The sequence below is a fragment of the Streptococcus sp. LPB0220 genome (assembly GCF_008727815.1).
In the GTDB taxonomy this organism is placed as follows: Bacteria; Bacillota; Bacilli; order Lactobacillales; family Streptococcaceae; genus Streptococcus.
The window spans coordinates 1,532,974-1,549,558 of record NZ_CP044230.1; the positions used below are offsets into that span (position 1 = coordinate 1,532,974).

General features: G+C 44.2%; 16 protein-coding genes. 2 read left to right on the top strand and 14 right to left on the bottom strand.

Features of this window, described 5'->3' with window-relative positions; genetic code table 11:
- Positions 1-7: 7 nt before the first annotated feature.
- Positions 8-2,731, bottom strand: coding sequence for an ABC transporter permease (locus LPB220_RS07950; protein ID WP_031576601.1), 2,724 nt, complete (start codon positions 2,729-2,731; stop codon positions 8-10).
- A gap of 13 nt (positions 2,732-2,744) precedes the next feature.
- Entirely contained in the window at positions 2,745-3,446 is a 702-nt protein-coding gene (locus LPB220_RS07955) for an ABC transporter ATP-binding protein (protein WP_031576599.1), read from the bottom strand.
- A gap of 168 nt (positions 3,447-3,614) precedes the next feature.
- On the opposite strand from LPB220_RS07955, the gene LPB220_RS07960 reads away from it, so the two are divergent.
- Together LPB220_RS07960 and LPB220_RS07965 are read left to right on the top strand one after the other, a co-directional pair.
- Positions 3,615-4,961 carry an Nramp family divalent metal transporter gene (locus tag LPB220_RS07960; RefSeq protein WP_003013089.1) on the top strand — a complete coding sequence of 449 codons (1,347 nt, stop codon included), beginning with the start codon at positions 3,615-3,617 and terminating at the stop codon, positions 4,959-4,961.
- Positions 4,962-5,295: 334 nt separating this feature from the next.
- A complete protein-coding gene (locus LPB220_RS07965; RefSeq protein WP_049483745.1) occupies positions 5,296-5,838 on the top strand; it encodes a TetR/AcrR family transcriptional regulator in 543 nt (180 codons plus the stop codon).
- Between the two features lie 127 nt (positions 5,839-5,965).
- Here LPB220_RS07965 and tehB read toward each other — a convergent pair whose 3' ends face one another.
- The 12 genes from tehB to tetB(46) all read right to left on the bottom strand — a co-directional run bounded on the left by tehB (position 5,966) and on the right by tetB(46) (position 16,585).
- A complete protein-coding gene (gene tehB / locus LPB220_RS07970; protein ID WP_118095427.1) occupies positions 5,966-6,826 on the bottom strand; it encodes an SAM-dependent methyltransferase TehB in 861 nt (286 codons plus the stop codon).
- 130 nt (positions 6,827-6,956) lie between these two features.
- Positions 6,957-7,424 (bottom strand): SsrA-binding protein SmpB, encoded by a 468-nt coding sequence (gene smpB, locus LPB220_RS07975; RefSeq protein WP_003005443.1) that lies wholly within the window; start codon positions 7,422-7,424, stop codon positions 6,957-6,959.
- On the bottom strand, positions 7,387-9,747 hold the full coding sequence (gene rnr / locus LPB220_RS07980) for a ribonuclease R (protein ID WP_150906400.1): 2,361 nt from the start codon (positions 9,745-9,747) through the stop codon (positions 7,387-7,389). Before rnr ends, smpB begins: the two co-directional genes overlap by 38 nt.
- A 98-nt stretch (positions 9,748-9,845) precedes the next feature.
- The gene (gene secG, locus LPB220_RS07985) at positions 9,846-10,079 is read right to left on the bottom strand and encodes a preprotein translocase subunit SecG (RefSeq protein ID WP_003008189.1); all 234 of its coding nucleotides are present in this window, start codon (positions 10,077-10,079) and stop codon (positions 9,846-9,848) included.
- Between the two features lie 41 nt (positions 10,080-10,120).
- Positions 10,121-10,270, bottom strand: coding sequence for a 50S ribosomal protein L33 (gene rpmG / locus LPB220_RS07990; protein ID WP_003005699.1), 150 nt, complete (start codon positions 10,268-10,270; stop codon positions 10,121-10,123).
- Positions 10,260-11,459, bottom strand: coding sequence for a multidrug efflux MFS transporter (locus tag LPB220_RS07995; RefSeq protein ID WP_223345280.1), 1,200 nt, complete (start codon positions 11,457-11,459; stop codon positions 10,260-10,262). The genes rpmG and LPB220_RS07995 overlap by 11 nt, the downstream gene beginning before the upstream one ends.
- A gap of 16 nt (positions 11,460-11,475) precedes the next feature.
- Positions 11,476-12,072: a dephospho-CoA kinase gene (gene coaE / locus LPB220_RS08000; protein ID WP_024055274.1), complete on the bottom strand. Its 597-nt coding sequence runs from the start codon at positions 12,070-12,072 to the stop codon at positions 11,476-11,478.
- Positions 12,073-12,897: a DNA-formamidopyrimidine glycosylase gene (mutM, locus tag LPB220_RS08005; RefSeq protein ID WP_150906401.1), complete on the bottom strand. Its 825-nt coding sequence runs from the start codon at positions 12,895-12,897 to the stop codon at positions 12,073-12,075.
- A gap of 48 nt (positions 12,898-12,945) precedes the next feature.
- Entirely contained in the window at positions 12,946-13,845 is a 900-nt protein-coding gene (gene era, locus LPB220_RS08010) for a GTPase Era (protein WP_003004993.1), read from the bottom strand.
- Positions 13,846-13,874: 29 nt separating this feature from the next.
- Positions 13,875-14,273 (bottom strand): diacylglycerol kinase family protein, encoded by a 399-nt coding sequence (locus LPB220_RS08015; RefSeq protein WP_003008202.1) that lies wholly within the window; start codon positions 14,271-14,273, stop codon positions 13,875-13,877.
- A complete protein-coding gene (ybeY, locus tag LPB220_RS08020; protein WP_003005431.1) occupies positions 14,254-14,751 on the bottom strand; it encodes an rRNA maturation RNase YbeY in 498 nt (165 codons plus the stop codon). Before ybeY ends, LPB220_RS08015 begins: the two co-directional genes overlap by 20 nt.
- A gap of 97 nt (positions 14,752-14,848) precedes the next feature.
- Positions 14,849-16,585: a tetracycline efflux ABC transporter Tet(46) subunit B gene (gene tetB(46), locus LPB220_RS08025; protein ID WP_150906402.1), complete on the bottom strand. Its 1,737-nt coding sequence runs from the start codon at positions 16,583-16,585 to the stop codon at positions 14,849-14,851.

Below are 16,585 nucleotides of genomic sequence, written 5' to 3' on the forward strand. Positions count from 1 at the left end.
TTGTATCTTAGTCTACTGATTTGAGAGCTTCGAGCATGTCTACTTTTCGGAGATAATGGTCAACATAAATTCCTAACAGGAGCAAGAGAAGGAGCATTCCTCCGACAGGAAAGAGAAAAACGCTAAGTCCCACTTTAGGGTAAAAGAGAATGGCATCTGGTGCAATCATTGCAATGAGGAATTGATGAAGATAATAACCACCCACTAATCCCATGAGGATCCCTATGATAGACAATAAGATGGTTTCGCGGTAAATATAGAGCGTCACTTCCTTATTATGGAATCCTAAGACCTTAATGGTCGATAATTCACGGATCCGCTCTGCCACATTGATATTGGTTAAATTATACAAGATCACGATAGCTAGCAAGATCGATACGACTACTAGAATCATCATAGTGGTGTCCAAAGATTTGGCAACTGAGTTAAAGAGGGAAATCATCGAAGCGTTCTGACTAACCGCCTTCACAGCTGCAAGATTCATCATATCCCGACTAACAGCCTGCACTTGTCGTGTAGAAGGATTTTTCAACTGCAGCAAATAGCTATTTGCTGAAGTCCGCTTTCCGTAGATTTTTTGGTAACTTGCCTGATCCATATAGACAAAATGGCCTACATAATTTTCAGTGATTCCTGCTACCGTAAAAGTATGGCCATCTAAGGTCAGTCGATCACCGACTGTAACCCGGGCTAGTTGTGCTAGTTTACTACTGATGATAACCCCTTTCTTGAAAGACAAGGGCTCTCCTTGCTTGAGAGAACGCAAGCTGACAAAGGGAGAAAAATCTGCACGATTTGTAACCATCATCGTAATGGTCTGCTTGTCGCGTCCACCCTTTAAAGATGCTTCAATGACCTTACTATAGATCGGTCGATAATCTTTGATATCTGATTTTTCCAGACGATTGGTTAGTTCCTTGCTTTCTTGGCTTGATGCATTCGTTTTTTTGGCTACAATCAACTCATATGATAGGATCTCTTGAAATTGGCGTTTGGGAACCCCTCCTACAGAAGATTGAATCCCTAGCCCTGCGAAGAGAAGAGCAACAGAACCTGCCACTCCAAATATGGTCATCAGCATCCGTTGTTTGTAACGAAAGAGATTACGAGCAGTGACCTTGTGGGTGAAACTCAGACGCTTCCAAATAAACTGGAGACGCTCCAGGAAAATCTTCGAACCAGATACCGGTGGTTTGGGCAGTAATAACAGATTGGCTTCTTCTTTTAATTCCTTACGCGAAACCCAGTAAGCCGGAAGCACACTCGCGACGAAAGACAGTCCGAGCGCAATCAGAGTCATATCCCCATAAAAATACTCTCTGCTCTCTCCAATCACCATCCCTTGCGTAATAATGTTGGAAATGATCCCCGATAGGAAATAATGGCCCAGCAGGGTTCCTAGTAGGGTCCCGATCGTCCCTGCAAAGAATCCATAGAGGACAAATTTGAGAATGATGTCCCTGGTACGATAGCCCAGCGCCTTAAAAATACCTGCATTGGTTCGCTCTTCATCGACAAAGCGGGTCATCGTGGTAAAGGTCACCATGGCAGCTACCAGATAAAGAACGACTGGAAAAATATTTCCGACAGCAGAGATACTACTACTGGCATTGCTATACATCAAGTAACCTTGTCCACCTGGCATGGTCTTGCGGTCATAGACATGATAAGTTGGAATTTCCAGCTGATCTCGCTCCCTTTGCGCTTTTTTCAGCTCCTCCTCTTTTTTTGCGAGCTCCGTTTCACCTGCAGTCCAGTCCTTCTTTTTCTGATCAATTTGTTCTTTGGCTTGATGGAGCTTTTCTTGACTAGCTACTTGCTCTTTAGCTGGCAGAAATGGAGCTAATTTCTTGAACTGGGCCTCCTGCAAGTCTAATTGTTTTTGAGCCTGATCGATCTGATTTTTAGCTGACTGGAGTGTTTCCTCGGCACGACTGAGTTCTTTCTGGCCTTTTTGAATCTGCCCATCCGCCTCCTGCTTGAGTCTTTGATAGCGGGCCTTTCCATTGTCTTTCAGAAGTTTTTCTAACTCTTCTTGATGAGCTTTGAGCCCTTTTTGGTAGACTTGCGAAAAAGAATCTAAAGACTTCAGATCATCAAACTGGATCCGAGCCATCGCGGGAAGTTTAGTCGTAAAGACCTCTTTTGAAACTAGTGCATAGGCATCTAGATTTCCACTGCCACTCATGGCAGTGCCTAAATTCTTTTGAGACCACATCTCAGAGGATTGAACAAAGCCAACAATGGTGAATTGCTTTCGCTTTAAACTAGAGCGAGTTCCAGACTTTTCTTCAAGTGTGAGGGTATCCCCTATCTGATAGCGATCCTCCCAAAAACTTGCTAGGGCCAGTTCCCCTTCTTTTTGGGGCAGGCGCCCCTTGGTCACACGAAAGGAAGAAAGACTTTTTGGGGCAGAAAAAAGTCGAATCGCCTCTCCTGTTCCTTTCACTGTCAAATCCAGCAGTGAACCAAATTCGACACGCGCCCCTTTGACTCCTAAAAGCTCCTCTTGGTCTTCCTGGTCTAATCCCAAGTCCCCCATGACAGCAAGATCTAGCATCTTTTGTTGCTGAATAAACCGGTTAGCCGTTCGGTGCATATTTGGAGTGGTCACCTTTAAGCCAACCAAGGCCAAGCTTCCCAATAACATCAAGGTTAAGATGGAGAGAAAACGTCCTTTTGAATGTGTAAAAGAACCAAATAGATCCTTCCAATAGACTTTTCGTTTCATGCTACCACCTCTTCTAATATTCTAGTGTAGCAATATCTTGAGGAAGCTCATTGATTTCTACCGACTTGACCTTGGCATCATGCATGCGAATCACACGGTCTGCAATCGGAGCTAGGGCACCATTATGGGTTACGATGATGACCGTCGCTCCCTTTTTTCGAGACATATCCTGTAAAATCCCCAATACTTGCTTACCCGTCTGGTAATCCAAGGCTCCCGTCGGCTCATCACAAAGGAGGATTTTAGGATTTTTCGCCACTGCCCGAGCGATCGCCACCCGTTGTTGCTCGCCGCCTGACAATTGAGCAGGAAAATTATGAAGACGTTTGCCAAGTCCTACTTCTTTTAAAACAGCTTCCGGATCTAGAGCATCAGAAACAATTTCTGAAGCCAACTCAACATTCTCCTTAGCTGTCAAATTAGGGACCAGATTATAAAATTGAAAGACAAAACCAACATCATCTCGTCGATAATCCGTCCGTTGATGAGCATTGAGTTTTGCAATATCCACTCCATCAATCAGAACCTGACCCTCGTCATTGGTGTCCATCCCCCCTAAGATATTGAGAACCGTTGATTTTCCAGCTCCTGATGCTCCCAAAATAATGACCAACTCGCCTTTTTCAATCTCAAAGGAAACATCCCGGTTAGCGAAAATCTCTGTCTCTCCACTCGTATAACGCTTGTAACAGTGCTGCATTTCGATGTAGGCCATTTCCTCTCCTCCCTCCTACTTCCTATCTATATTATAGTCCTTTTCTGATAGATTACAAAGAAATCGAGGTAGTAGAAAACAAGGTTATCCTAAATTATCATGAACTATTATAAATTTTATGCTATAATTAGAGACAAATTTGATTTATTCTTAGAAAGAAGGCTCATTGTGAGTTTACAACAGTTTGAAAGGAAATCACTTCAAGAAATCAACCAATCTATTGACGTGCCAAAAGGGATCCCTTTTTGGAAGACCCTTCTGCTCTTTTCAGGACCAGGAAGTCTAGTAGCTGTCGGCTATATGGATCCGGGAAACTGGATTACGAGTGTCGTCGGAGGAGCCCAATACCGCTACCTCCTCTTATCAGTAGTTCTTCTCTCGTCTTTAATCGCCATGCAGTTGCAACAAATGGCTGGAAAATTAGGGATTGTCCATCGTAAGGATCTGGCCCAAACAACCGCCCATCATTTACCAAAATGGCTTCGCTATACCCTTTGGATTGTGATTGAACTTGCCTTGATGGCGACAGATTTAGCAGAAGTCATCGGATCAGGGATTGCCCTCCACCTTCTTTTTGGCTGGCCCTTGCTCTTTTCTATCCTGATCACTATCTTTGATGTCTTCCTATTACTAGGGCTCATGCATCTAGGATTTCGAAAGATCGAGGCCATCGTATCAACCTTGATCCTCACGATCCTTGCAATTTTTGGCTATCTGGTATTCCTATCGAAACCAGATATCGGAGGAATCTTCGCTGGCTTCCTGCCTCAAAAAGAGGTGTTAGGAATTGGGCTTCCAAAAGGAAATGAAGCCTTGACCTTGGCGCTTGGAATCATCGGGGCAACCGTAATGCCCCACAACCTCTACCTCCACTCTTCCATTTCGCAAACGCGAAAGGTGGACTACAAAGATCCAGCAGATATCAAACGGGCAGTGCGCTTTATGACCTGGGATTCAAATATTGAATTGAGTTTGGCCTTCGTCGTCAACTCCCTCCTCTTGATTCTTGGAGCGGCCCTCTTCTTCGGTCACGGGGATAAGATCGGTGCTTTTTCTAGCATGTACAATGCCCTCAAGGATAACCACATTGCCGGTGCTATCGCTAGTCCCTTCTTGTCCACCCTCTTTGCCATCGCTTTGTTAGCCAGTGGTCAAAATTCAACCATAACTGGGACCCTAACTGGTCAAATCGTTATGGAAGGTTTCTTGAGATTCCGCCTGCCACAATGGGTCGTTCGTCTCATGACTCGGATCATTGCCCTTCTTCCTGTCATCATCGTTGCGATCTTATTTGGAGATCAGGAACATGTCCTTGATGACCTTCTGGTTTATTCTCAAGTCTTCCTATCAGCGGCTCTTCCATTCTCCATCTTCCCTCTGGTTTATTTCACCTCCAACAAGGAAATCATGGGAGAGCATGTCAATGCGAAATGGAATACTTTCTTAGGCTATCTCGTTGCGATTGTCTTAACCATCTTAAATTTCAATTTGATCGTGACAACTTTTATCAAATAAAGAAACCAGCACTTAAACAGTGCTGTTTTTTTTGTTCGTCCCTTCATCTTGTTCCTCCTTTTCCTAAAAATTTCCTGACCATTTTTTTAGGAGGGAATTATTTTAAATCACTAATTGTTGTGAAGTTTTCACAAAATCTTGCCAGTGCCCGTCACTCATAAACTTGTAAAATTTTTGTACATTTTTCGTTATCTGTACAAAAATGAGAATTGTTGTCTAATTTATTCTTTTGGAGTATAATGCTCTTTGTTAGTGTCGTGAAATTATTTAACATATAAATTATTTCAACGTCAAATAAATAAGAATAAATTTATACAACTACAGAAAGGAACATATGGTACGCCAAAGACAAACAACAACCAAGTCAGACTTACGAAATGCGCTCTCAAAACTCCTCTTGCAACAACCTTTTGAAAGCATCACTATTCGACAATTAACTGAAACCGCTGGGATTAACCGCGGGACCTTCTACTTGCACTATGTCGATAAATACGACATGTTTGAGCAAATGAAAATGGACATGATGCAAGAATTGGATAGCCTCTTCGTTGAGGGAAGCCCTGTCAAGGTGAACTTTCTCAATGTCTTGACCGCTATTAAAGAGAATTATGATTTTATTTATGCATTGTCCCAATCCTGCTGCTCAGACTTCCGTAAACTAGTAAGAAGTTTTACCCTCCATGCACTAGACGATACTCCCCATGCTAAAGAACACATCATTTCAGACTTTCAAGTTCCATACAAGTATGGTCTAGAAATTTTCATCGCTACCATCGAATCTGTGATTGTGACCTGGTTAGAATCCGGTGCCAAGGAAGAGCCAATCGAAATCGGGACGATCATTCTTAGCGTCTGCGACTTTGCTAGCTGGAACTAAATCCCCCAACCTTTTCCTAGCTTTATGGAGAAGGTTTTTCTTTTTGGCAAATGAACAACATTCAGATCACCTTGTTCAACTTGTTTGTAAAAGCAAAAAAGCAGGATGCTAGGATCCTGCTTTTTCTCTATTTTTTCTTTGCCAACATGGTTGCAAATCGAAGTTGAATCCGATGGCCATTCTCATCTCGACGATGGAGATGGCCTGGATTTTCATTGTACTTGACCAATTCCCAATCCTTGTAATACTCCGCCAATTCTCCTTCTTTAAAGGTGAACGAGAAAGGCATCTGGCAAGGATAATCTTCTGTATCCATGGCACAGACAATGAGATTGTAGCCACCTGGATTGGTATGCTCTTGCATATTGCGGATGATCGCTGGAATCCGATCAGCCTCTAAAAACATGAGGACCACAGTTGATACGATGAAGTCATAGTTTTGGGTAAGAGCTGCAGCATTGATATCATAGAGTCCCACTGGCATCTCTAGATCTTCCTCAGCGACAATACTTTGTAAGATCTCAAGAGCCAGTTCATTTTGATCGACGGCCGTCACGTCAAAGCCATGTTGGGCCAAAAAGAGGGCGTTGCGTCCTTGCCCGCATCCTAGATCCAATGCCTTTCCAGCGGGGACAATTCCCACTGCTTCTAGCACTTCTGAATGGACAGGATTGGTGTTGTATTTTTTGGGGAAATAGTCTTTTGGCTCACAGTAAAATTCTAGGTACCACTCCACATCGTCAGTCGCCGCTTCGACACGATGCCAGGCCTGGGGCTCGGCCATGGGGTTCTCTGCTCCTGCTTCAAAGAGGTGGCTCGCGATTTCTTCCCCCTCTTCGGTCAATTCAATAAATCGTAACTGACCTTTTAAAACTGTAATCTTCCCCCAGGTTCCCACCTTGGTATTGTGCTTTCTTTGAAGAGCTTCTGGCATGGTATCCTTGGTCCAGATAGGCATGCGTTTGTAAGCGATCAATTTTTGTGTCATGCTGCTTCTCCTTTTTCTTTCAGTACCCTTATCATACAGAAAAAAGACCCTTTTTACAAGTTGGAAAAAGGAGAGCCCATCTCTAAGAAAAAAGACAGATCTGAAACAAGTTTCAAAACTGCCTTTTTCTTTAACGTGTATTGTATTGTTTCATGACCCGTGCGATATCCCGGTTTTGTTCCCGACGCTTGATGGATTCACGCTTATCATAATCATGTTTCCCTTTAGCGAGCCCCAAAAGTAATTTGGCATAGCCGTCCTTGAGATAGACCTTCAAAGGCACCAAGGTCATTCCGGTCCCTTTGGTGTCTTGGTCCAGCTTTTGGATTTGCTTTTTATGAAGCAGGAGCTTGCGACGACGGTCTGGATCTTGGTTCCAGATATTGCCTTCCTCATAAGGGGCAATGTGGACATTGCTAAGCCAAACTTCGCCATTTTTTACTTGTGCAAAGCCATCTTTCAAGTTAATGCGTGCTGCACGGACACTTTTGATCTCTGTCCCCGTCAGCACCATCCCTGCTTCAATCGTATCCACGATGGTGTAGTCATGTCTCGCCTTTTTATTTTGCGCGACTACCTTTCCTTCGCCCTTTGCCATGTTTGGCTCCTTTCTTTGCTACTTCCTTGTAAAATGGTTTCTTCCCTTTTTTCTTTTTGGATTTAGAGGAAGAATCTTTCCGCTTGTCATCTTTTCTAGCAGTTGATCCCTTAGAAACTTTTTTGTCCTTGCGTCTGCGATCCCGGCGATTGCCATCTCGGTCACGTCCTTTAGACTTGAGGCCTTTTTCAACGACATCCCATTCACTTGGAATATAAGAGAAATCAATCTCTCCGGTCATCTTGTCGGCTCTTTCTACCTTGATTCGGATTTGCTGACCGACACGGAAGGTTACTCCGGATTTTTCCCCGCGAAGGGTTAGATCTCGTTCGTTAAAATGGTAGAATTCAGGAAGATTGGTAATATGGATCAAACCTTCGACTGTATTTGGCAACTCCACAAAGATACCAAATTTCACCACACTGGAAACCACAGCATCGTACTCTTCTCCAACATAGTCTTCCATGTATTCAGCCTTCTTCATGGCTTCAACTTCGCGCTCAGCATCAATCGCCCGGCGTTCTCGACTGGAGGATTGGCTGGCAATATCTGGCAGGATTTGTTCAAAGTGTTCTGCCACTTCTTGGGATTTTCCGTATTCACGCACCATTCGATGAACCATCAGGTCTGGATAACGCCGGATGGGACTGGTAAAGTGGGTGTAATATTCCGCAGCGAGTCCATAGTGTCCATGATTGTGCTCTGAATAGCGGGCCTGTTGCATCGAGCGCAACAACATCATGGAGAGAACGTCCGCATAAGGTTCCCCTTCGACCTTGCGCATAATTTCTTGCAGGGTTTCTTGGCTCATCTCACTAGCCGTTCCGTAGATTGGGATCCCAAAACTAGAAGCATAGTCGATAAACTTCTGTACTTTTTCTGCCTTTGGGTCTTCGTGGATCCGATAGATGAACGGTAATTTCAGTCGCGTAAAGTGCTCCGCTACCGTTTCATTGGCAATCAACATAAAGGACTCAATCATCCGCTCAGCAATCCCTCTTTGACGCAAGACGATATCGACCGGTTTTCCTTCTTTATTGACTAAGATTTTAGCCTCATTGGTATCAAAATTAAGGGCTCCTCTGCGAATCCGCATGCTTTCAAGAATGCCGTGCAAGGTAGCCATTTGATGAATACTTGGGACAATTTTTTTAAACTTTTGAGCCTTTTCTTCGTCGCCTGCTAAGATATCATTGACGTCACTATAGGTCATCCGGAAGGTCGTATTGATCACCGTTTGGGTAATGGTGTGCTTGACGACCTTTCCATGGGGATCAATCTCCATGATGGCAGACTGGGTCAGGCGGTCCACATTCGGATTTAAAGAACAGATCCCATTGGACAAGCGTTCTGGAAGCATGGGTACTACTCGGTCGGTCACATAGACGGAGGTTGCACGATTTAGAGCTTCCTTATCAAGAGCTGAACCTTCTGTAACATAATAAGAAACATCTGCGATGTGAACACCCAGCTCAAAGTTGCCGTTCTTGAGTAGCTTGATATGGACTGCATCGTCCAAGTCTTTGGCATCTGCCCCATCAATCGTAAAGGTGATCTCATCTCGCAGATCTAACCGTCCCTCTAAATCCTTAGCAGACGGTGCATCTGGAACCTGATCAGCCTCTTTCAGCACTTCTTCTGGAAATTCTGAGACGATGTCCATGGATTCTAACACTTCCAAGACATCGATTCCTGGATCTGTCACATGACCGACCACATCCCGTACAGTCGCCACAAAATAATTGTGTTTGCGGCTCGGGTATTGATCAATTTCGACCTTGAGGATTTCGGTACCTTCCAATTGGATGGCTGGCTTCTTCACATAGATCAGCTGGCTGATTTTTTGATTTTTCGAACGAATGTAGCCGGCATATTTGGGCTTTTCCTCATCCAGAACAATTTGTCCAACAACCGTTTTGACGCTATGATCCAAGACATCAATAATCTTCGCTTCTGCTGCCGTTCCTTTGTTTCGGTCTGCTACCTTGGTAATGACGATCTCAACAGTATCCCCATCGATGGCGTGGTTGACATCATTTCGACCAACAAAGAGGTCCTCTTCTTCGCCTTCTAAACTGACAAAGCCAAAGCCATTTTTATGGGCATGAAAGATCCCCTTGAGGGTAATGGCTGGGGCCTTCTTTTGAGCCAAACGAAGAGAGCCATCATCCTCGAATTTCAACTCATGACGGCGTTCCATCAGAGAGATGGTTTTGACCAAGTCACGAAAATCCTTAGATCCTTCTTTTCCTAGAGCTGCTGCCAGATCATTGATCTGGGCTTTGTCATGCTCTTGTAAATATTCTTTTATATCTGTTTTCATTAATTTTTTGCTGGTTATCCAGCCTCCTTTTTTCTATCTAATTTTATAATCATCGTTTTGCAAAATAAAAATAGGCAAAGACATTGTCTGAGCCTATCTTATCTACTAGAAAGTACCATTAAGATCATCGCGATCAATAACCAAAAGAAGATCATAATAGCTGTTAAACGCTGCATCACGGCTTCAAACCCGCGCGCTTTTGAACGTTCAAACAAGTCATTTGAGCTTGCGTCAAAGACGTTGCTCGATTGGTTTTTTGTTGGTTGCATAAAAATTGCGATAATAATCAATACTGATAATACTAGTAAAATAGTTGTTAATGCTCCGCTCATATTCAAAACTCCTTAAAATCCTCACTATTATACCATGAAAATCATTTTGATTCAATATGTAAGGTTACTTTTCTTTCCTTGGGACAATACTTCAAGACCTCGATCTTTTCGGGATGGGTTTTGGTATTTTTACTGGTCAAATAATTCTGACTCCCACAGCTTGTGCAGGTCAATTGAACTTTAATTCGCACGTACGTCTCTCACTTTCAAATACTTTCTAAATAAGAATAAGAGGAAAATCAAATCGGTAAAGGCCAAGAGGGCTGTGCCGTAAAAAACCCAATGATAGCCAAAATGCATGAAAATACTCGATCCCATCATTGGCCCTAACACGCCACCTAAGTAGTAAAAGAGCTGGTTGTAGCTAAAGATCCGAGAGATCCCTTCAGGAGGGGTTAAGCGATTTAACAAAGCAGAAACTCCTGGTAAAAGGGCACCAGTCCCAATCCCAAAAAGGAAGCGTAAGATTCCTAATTGCAGAGGCGTTTGCGCTTGGGCACAGAGAATATAAAGACAACCACTATAGAGAAGGGCGATTAATAAGAGCCGGTGATTCCCGATTCGGTCTCCGAGTTTTCCCATCCAACCTGAAAAGAGCATACTAGAGACTCCCATAGCCGAAACAATCATCCCCGATACAAAAATCAAGTTATCTCTTTGCCCTAAAGCTCGCACATAAAGAGGCAGGATTGGAGAAATAGATTGGGCGATCATTTGAATGGTCATACTGGTCAAAAAGAGGCCTAAGAGAATATCCTTTTGCTGAATGGACATGAGCAACTGCCAACTGGATTTTTGTTCTTCTTTTGGAATGGGCTCATAGTCTTCCTCGATGCCCCAAAAGGTTAAAAGGGACACTAGAAATAAGAAAAAGCCAACCAAAAGAAAGACATTGCGCATTCCCAGATTTTCAGCAATGAGTCCCCCAATCAAAGGCCCCATCAAGGTTCCAGCTACGACACCGGTCGACAAAGTCCCCAGGGCATAGCCTGATTGGTCCTTTGATACTTGACTGGCAATCAAGGCTGTACTATTAGGGACAAAGCCTGAAAAGACACCGTTGAGAAAGCGCAAAACCAAGAGCCAAAAGACGGATGGCACAAAGGCGATCCCTCCCATGGTCAGGGTCATAGCAATAGAAGCCCTGAGCATCATGGGTTTTCGACCATAGCGGTCGGCCAGGCTCCCCCAGATGGGAGACATGATCGCAGAGGTTACAGAAGAACTCGCGACGGCAATCCCAGCATAAAAAGGAACAGCCTTGCCCGTAACGCCCAACTCTTCTACAAATAGAGCCATAAAAGGCACAACTAACGAAAGGCTAGCTCCGATGAAAAAGCACCCGATCCAGGCAATATATAGATTTTTACGCCAATTGATTTCTCTTGTGATAAAATCATCTTCTTTCTAATTGTTTTAGGGCTGCATCTAATTGGGCATAGAGGGCAGTTAGATCGCCATTATTGTCTAAGACCAGATCTGCATGGGCTCTTTTTTCATCTAGCGGCATTTGAGCAGCGATGCGTTCTTTAGCCTGCAGTTCTGATAAGTGGTTGCGTTTCATCAGGCGCTTGAACTGGGTTTCTTTTGAGACAGCTACCAACCATACAGCCTCAAACCACTCTTCATAGTGCTGCTCGATCAAGAGGGGAATATCCATAAAAAAGAGACCGGATTGAGCAGCTTGCCTGTCTCTTGCATCTGCCAAAGCCTCACGAATGAGCTGGCCTTGGACGCGATTGGACCAGTCTCGTTCACTAGGACTTGAAAAAATCCGTTGACCTAAAGCGACGCGATCCAGCTCACCTTCTTTGGTAAGGATCTCTTTACCAAAATGATCTACTAAGACACGGTAGAGAGTTCCTCCTGGAACTTGCAAGTCATGAACCACTCGATCAGCATCAATGACAGGATAACCTTTTTCTTTCAAATAGGAGGTGACAGTGGATTTTCCTGAAGCAATCCCTCCTGTTAATCCGATGATTCTCGCCATCTAGTTCTCCTTTTGACAGTGCGGGCAAAAATGGGTTCCGCGTCCCCCCAGCTGGATTTTCTCAATCGGTGTCCCGCAGCGCAAACAAGGTTGACCTGTTTTCCCATAGACCTGGTGCTCTTCCTGCATGGTGCCATCCTCTCCGAAGGCATTGCTATAAGAGCGAATGGTGGAGCCACCTTTTTCGACAGCCTGAGCTAATACAGCGATTGTTTCCTTTCGAATAGCTTTGGCTTCTCTAGCAGTCAAGCTTTGACCCAAACGGGCTGGATGAACCTTAGCTCGATAAAGGACCTCATCCACATAGATATTGCCCAGACCAGCCACTAATTTTTGGTCTAAAAGAGCTGATTTAATGGGTTTCTTTGATTGTTTAAGAGCTGCTTGGAAGGCTGGTTCTTTAAAATCCGCTTCCGTTGGCTCTGGACCAATCTTTTTCGCCAAAAAATAGCTCTCGACAAGCTCAGGTATGATGACTTCCATGGTCCCAAACTTGCGGACATCTTCATAGACCAGAGTGCTACCATCTGTAAAATGAAAGAAGACATGGGCATGCTTGCGAAGAGGAACCTCGTCTGGATAAAAGAAATACTTGCCTTCCATCCGCAAATGCGAGATGAGGACCAGATCCGTCAGATAAAATAAAAGGTATTTCCCACGGCGCCCCATGGCCCGAATTTCTTGACCTGGGAGATCTTGACGAAAAGCATCCAGATCCGTCTGAATCATCTTAGGATACTTTACTTCCACGGACTGGATGGTTTTTCCAAGAATTAATTTCTCAAGACCGCGTCGAACCGTCTCTACTTCTGGTAATTCAGGCATAGCTTCTCCTTCTCTAAAAACAAGAAGCAGGCTTCTGCCCACCTCTTCTTAATATTCTTTTTCGTTGTATCCGAAATCAGCTAGGTCTAATTTCTTATCCCGCCAATTTTTCTTGACCTTGACCCAGGTTTCTAGGAAGACCTTGTCCCCTAGCATGAGCTCGATATCCTTACGCGCAAGGGTACCGATCTTCTTGAGCATGGCGCCGCCTTTTCCGATGACAATGCCTTTTTGGCTATCGCGCTCGACCATGATGGTTGCACGGATATGAACCTTATCGGTTTCTTCATCCCGCTTCATAGAATCCACTACTACTGCCACAGAGTGGGGAATTTCTTCCCGCGTCAAATGCAAGACCTTTTCACGGATCATTTCAGAGACCAAGAAGCGCTCTGGGTGGTCAGTGATTTGGTCAGCAGGGAAATATTGAAAACCTTCTTCTAAGTTTTCACTTAAAATATCAATCAAACGCGAAACATTGTTTCCTTGAAGGGCTGAAATCGGCACGATTTCCTTGAAATCCATCTGACTACGGAAGTCATCGATTTGCGCCAAGAGTTGGTCAGGGTGCACCTTGTCGATCTTGTTGACCACCAGAATAACCGGCACCTTAGCAGCCTTGAGGCGCTCGATGATCATGTCATCGCCCTTCCCACGTGGCTCATCTGCTGGCACCATAAAGAGAACGGTATCCACTTCTCGAAGGGTACTATAGGCCGACTCCACCATGAAGTCTCCAAGCGCTGTCTTGGGTTTGTGAATCCCTGGGGTATCGATAAAGACGATCTGTTCCTTATCCGTCGTATAAATCCCCATAATCTTATTGCGCGTTGTCTGCGCCTTGTCACTCATGATGGCAATCTTTTGCCCCATGACGTGGTTCAAAAAAGTTGACTTCCCAACATTGGGACGTCCTAAAATGGCTACAAAACCTGATTTAAATGTCATATTATCCTTTCACGAGGGCATACTCCCTCTTATCCAAATACCAAGGCCCAGAATTTGGGCACAAAAATCACCAGTCCTGTTAGTAGGGCAAAACCTGATACGACAAGGACTGCTCCAGCCGCCATGTCTTTGGCATTCTTTGCCAACATGGAGAAATGGTAGTTACTAGCTAAATCCACCACATTTTCAATGGCTGAATTCATAATCTCAAAAGCAATCACCAAGGTGATGCTGAGCAATAAAAAGAGCCATTCTGTCGCAGAAATCCTAAATACCAAACCAGCAAGAATTGCTACAAGGGCTGATAAGGCGTGCTTGCGCATATTGCGTTCTTCTTTGATCGCCGTGAAAATTCCTGTTATCGCAAACTCCAGGCTTGAAGTGAAGTCCCGATTTTTCCATTTTCGCTTATTGTCTTGTGAGTCCATAGGCTGTCAAAATCTCTTCCTGTAAGCCAAACATTTCCTTTTCTTCTTCCGGCGTATAGTGATCATAGCCATTGATGTGAAGAAAACCATGCACTGCTAAAAATCCCATTTCGCGCTCAAAGCTGTGGCCATATTCTTCGGCTTGCTCCCGCGCTTTGTCAATTGAAATAAAGAGCTCACCAATATAGGTATCGAATTCAGCCATCATCTCTGCCAATTCTGGATTTTCTGCAAGGTCTTCCTCGTCAAAAGAAATCTCCATCTCTGGCTTGTATTCTAAACTGATGACATCCGTCGGACGATCCGTATCACGGTATTCAAGATTTAGTTCATGACTGCGTTCATTGGTTACAAAAGTCACAGCCATTTCCTTGTCTTCTTTCCCAATTTTTTGAGCAGCAAATTCTAAAATTTCTTGCGTTTGTTTTAAGATTTCGTCAGAGACTTGGCCAGTCTCATCTACCATTTCAATATACATCTGGATCACCTCACTATTATCACTTTATTATATCACAAAAACCAGCCTATATACTAGATACAGGCTGGTTTTCAATCTTTTTCTTTGCAGGACAATCTTACACCACTGTTTGCTGGATGGCATTCATCTGGGCATAGATTCCGCCTTGTGCGACTAATTCCTCGTGTCTACCACGCTCCACAATGCGTCCTTCAGATAAGACTAAGATCTGATCCGCATCTTGAATAGTGGACAAGCGATGGGCAATGATAAAGGTGGTCCGGCCCTTTTGGAGGACCGCCATAGCTTGTTGGATGATTTCTTCTGTTTCCGTATCAATGTGAGAGGTTGCCTCATCCAAAATCAGAATTTGCGGATTCATATAGAGCGTCCGCGCAAAGGAAATCAATTGGCGCTCACCACTTGAAAAGGCGGATCCTTTTTCTACGACTGGATGGTCGATTCCCTTTTCAAGGCGCTCTACAAAGGGCCAAGCCCCGACTTTTTTCAGCGCATCTTGGACCGCCTCCCGATCAATGTGATCCTGACTCATGGCCACATTACTAGCAATAGTCCCTGTAAATAGATAAGGATCCTGCAGAACAATCCCCATGTGGCTTCGCAGGCTCTCACGAGAAACTTGGCGAATATCTTGACCATCGATCAAAATCGCTCCTTCTTGAGGATCATAAAAACGATAGAGCAGGTTCATAATCGAAGACTTACCCGATCCAGTATGGCCCACAAGAGCGATGGTTTGACCTGGACTAGCCTGAAAGGCAATATCCCGCAGAACCGGCTTGCCTTCTTCATAGGCAAAATGAACGTCGTCAAACACGACTTGAGCTTTTTCTATCTTCAGTTCCGATGCACCATCGGCCTCCAAAGGTTGGTCTAAGAAAGCAAGGACGCGGCTCCCCGTTTCTAAGGATCGCCGAATATTTGGGAATTGACGACTAAGATTGGCCATGAGATCAAATAGATTAATCACATAGTTAATATTGATAAATAAGAAACCAGCCGTCACACCGATATTGCCTTGCAGGAAAGAAATCCCAGCGATGGTCAAAATGCCCGCAATCACTAAAAACTTGAGCAATTCCGTCAAGGTCCAAGAAGCGATAGAATCAGCCAGGAGGATTCGATCATTAGCTCCTAACATCTTCTGGGTAGTGGCTTCAAACTCATCCACCACACCAGGCTCTTGATGATAGAGTTGAATCATACTGGCACCGTGCAAGAGTTCATTGACCTGGGTATTGACCTCGCTTCGCGCATCAAAGAAATCCTTCATAGGCTGGTCCGTCATGACCTTGTAGAGATACTGGATCCCATAGAAAATCGGAAAGACCAAACACAAGAGAAGGCCCATCATAGGACTCAGGTAAAAGAGAATCCCTAGGATAAAGAGAAAGCGTACCAAATAGATGACTAAAATCATACAAGAGTTATAAAACTGGGTCCGCAAGGTCTCCGTATCATTGACAATTCTTGTCGCGATCTTCCCAGCCGGCTTATCATCAAAATAAGAAATAGGCAGCCCTTGCATGACTTGAAAGGCTTGGTCCCTCAGACTAGCGGTTACTTGGTTACTTCCATGCAGTAAGATCCGATTTCCCATGTAGCTAATCAGCTGTCCTAGGCTCAAGGCCAAGAGATAGAATCCTCCCATCTGAAGCAAGTCCCCTTGCCCGCCACCATGGGTCAGTGCAGTCAAAGGCCCATCGATCATCTTTTGGAGAAGAAAGGGTGACAATTCAGAAAAAATGGTGGCTAGTAAGAGGCAAATAAAGCCAGCAAGAAAGACAGTTGGATAAAGCGTGATCCTCGATAATAATCGTTTTAAAACTTTCAT

Coding starts and splice junctions, on each gene's coding strand:
- rnr (WP_150906400.1), bottom strand. CDS start 9,747: ATGAAAACAGATATAAAAGAATATTTACAAGAGCATGACAAAGCCCAG.
- mutM (WP_150906401.1), bottom strand. CDS start 12,897: ATGCCTGAATTACCAGAAGTAGAGACGGTTCGACGCGGTCTTGAGAAA.
- LPB220_RS07965 (WP_049483745.1), top strand. CDS start 5,296: ATGGTACGCCAAAGACAAACAACAACCAAGTCAGACTTACGAAATGCG.
- coaE (WP_024055274.1), bottom strand. CDS start 12,072: ATGGCGAGAATCATCGGATTAACAGGAGGGATTGCTTCAGGAAAATCC.
- LPB220_RS08015 (WP_003008202.1), bottom strand. CDS start 14,273: ATGGACTCACAAGACAATAAGCGAAAATGGAAAAATCGGGACTTCACT.
- smpB (WP_003005443.1), bottom strand. CDS start 7,424: ATGGCAAAGGGCGAAGGAAAGGTAGTCGCGCAAAATAAAAAGGCGAGA.
- ybeY (WP_003005431.1), bottom strand. CDS start 14,751: ATGTATATTGAAATGGTAGATGAGACTGGCCAAGTCTCTGACGAAATC.
- LPB220_RS07955 (WP_031576599.1), bottom strand. CDS start 3,446: ATGGCCTACATCGAAATGCAGCACTGTTACAAGCGTTATACGAGTGGA.
- LPB220_RS07950 (WP_031576601.1), bottom strand. CDS start 2,731: ATGAAACGAAAAGTCTATTGGAAGGATCTATTTGGTTCTTTTACACAT.
- era (WP_003004993.1), bottom strand. CDS start 13,845: ATGACATTTAAATCAGGTTTTGTAGCCATTTTAGGACGTCCCAATGTT.
- tehB (WP_118095427.1), bottom strand. CDS start 6,826: ATGACACAAAAATTGATCGCTTACAAACGCATGCCTATCTGGACCAAG.
- secG (WP_003008189.1), bottom strand. CDS start 10,079: ATGAGCGGAGCATTAACAACTATTTTACTAGTATTATCAGTATTGATT.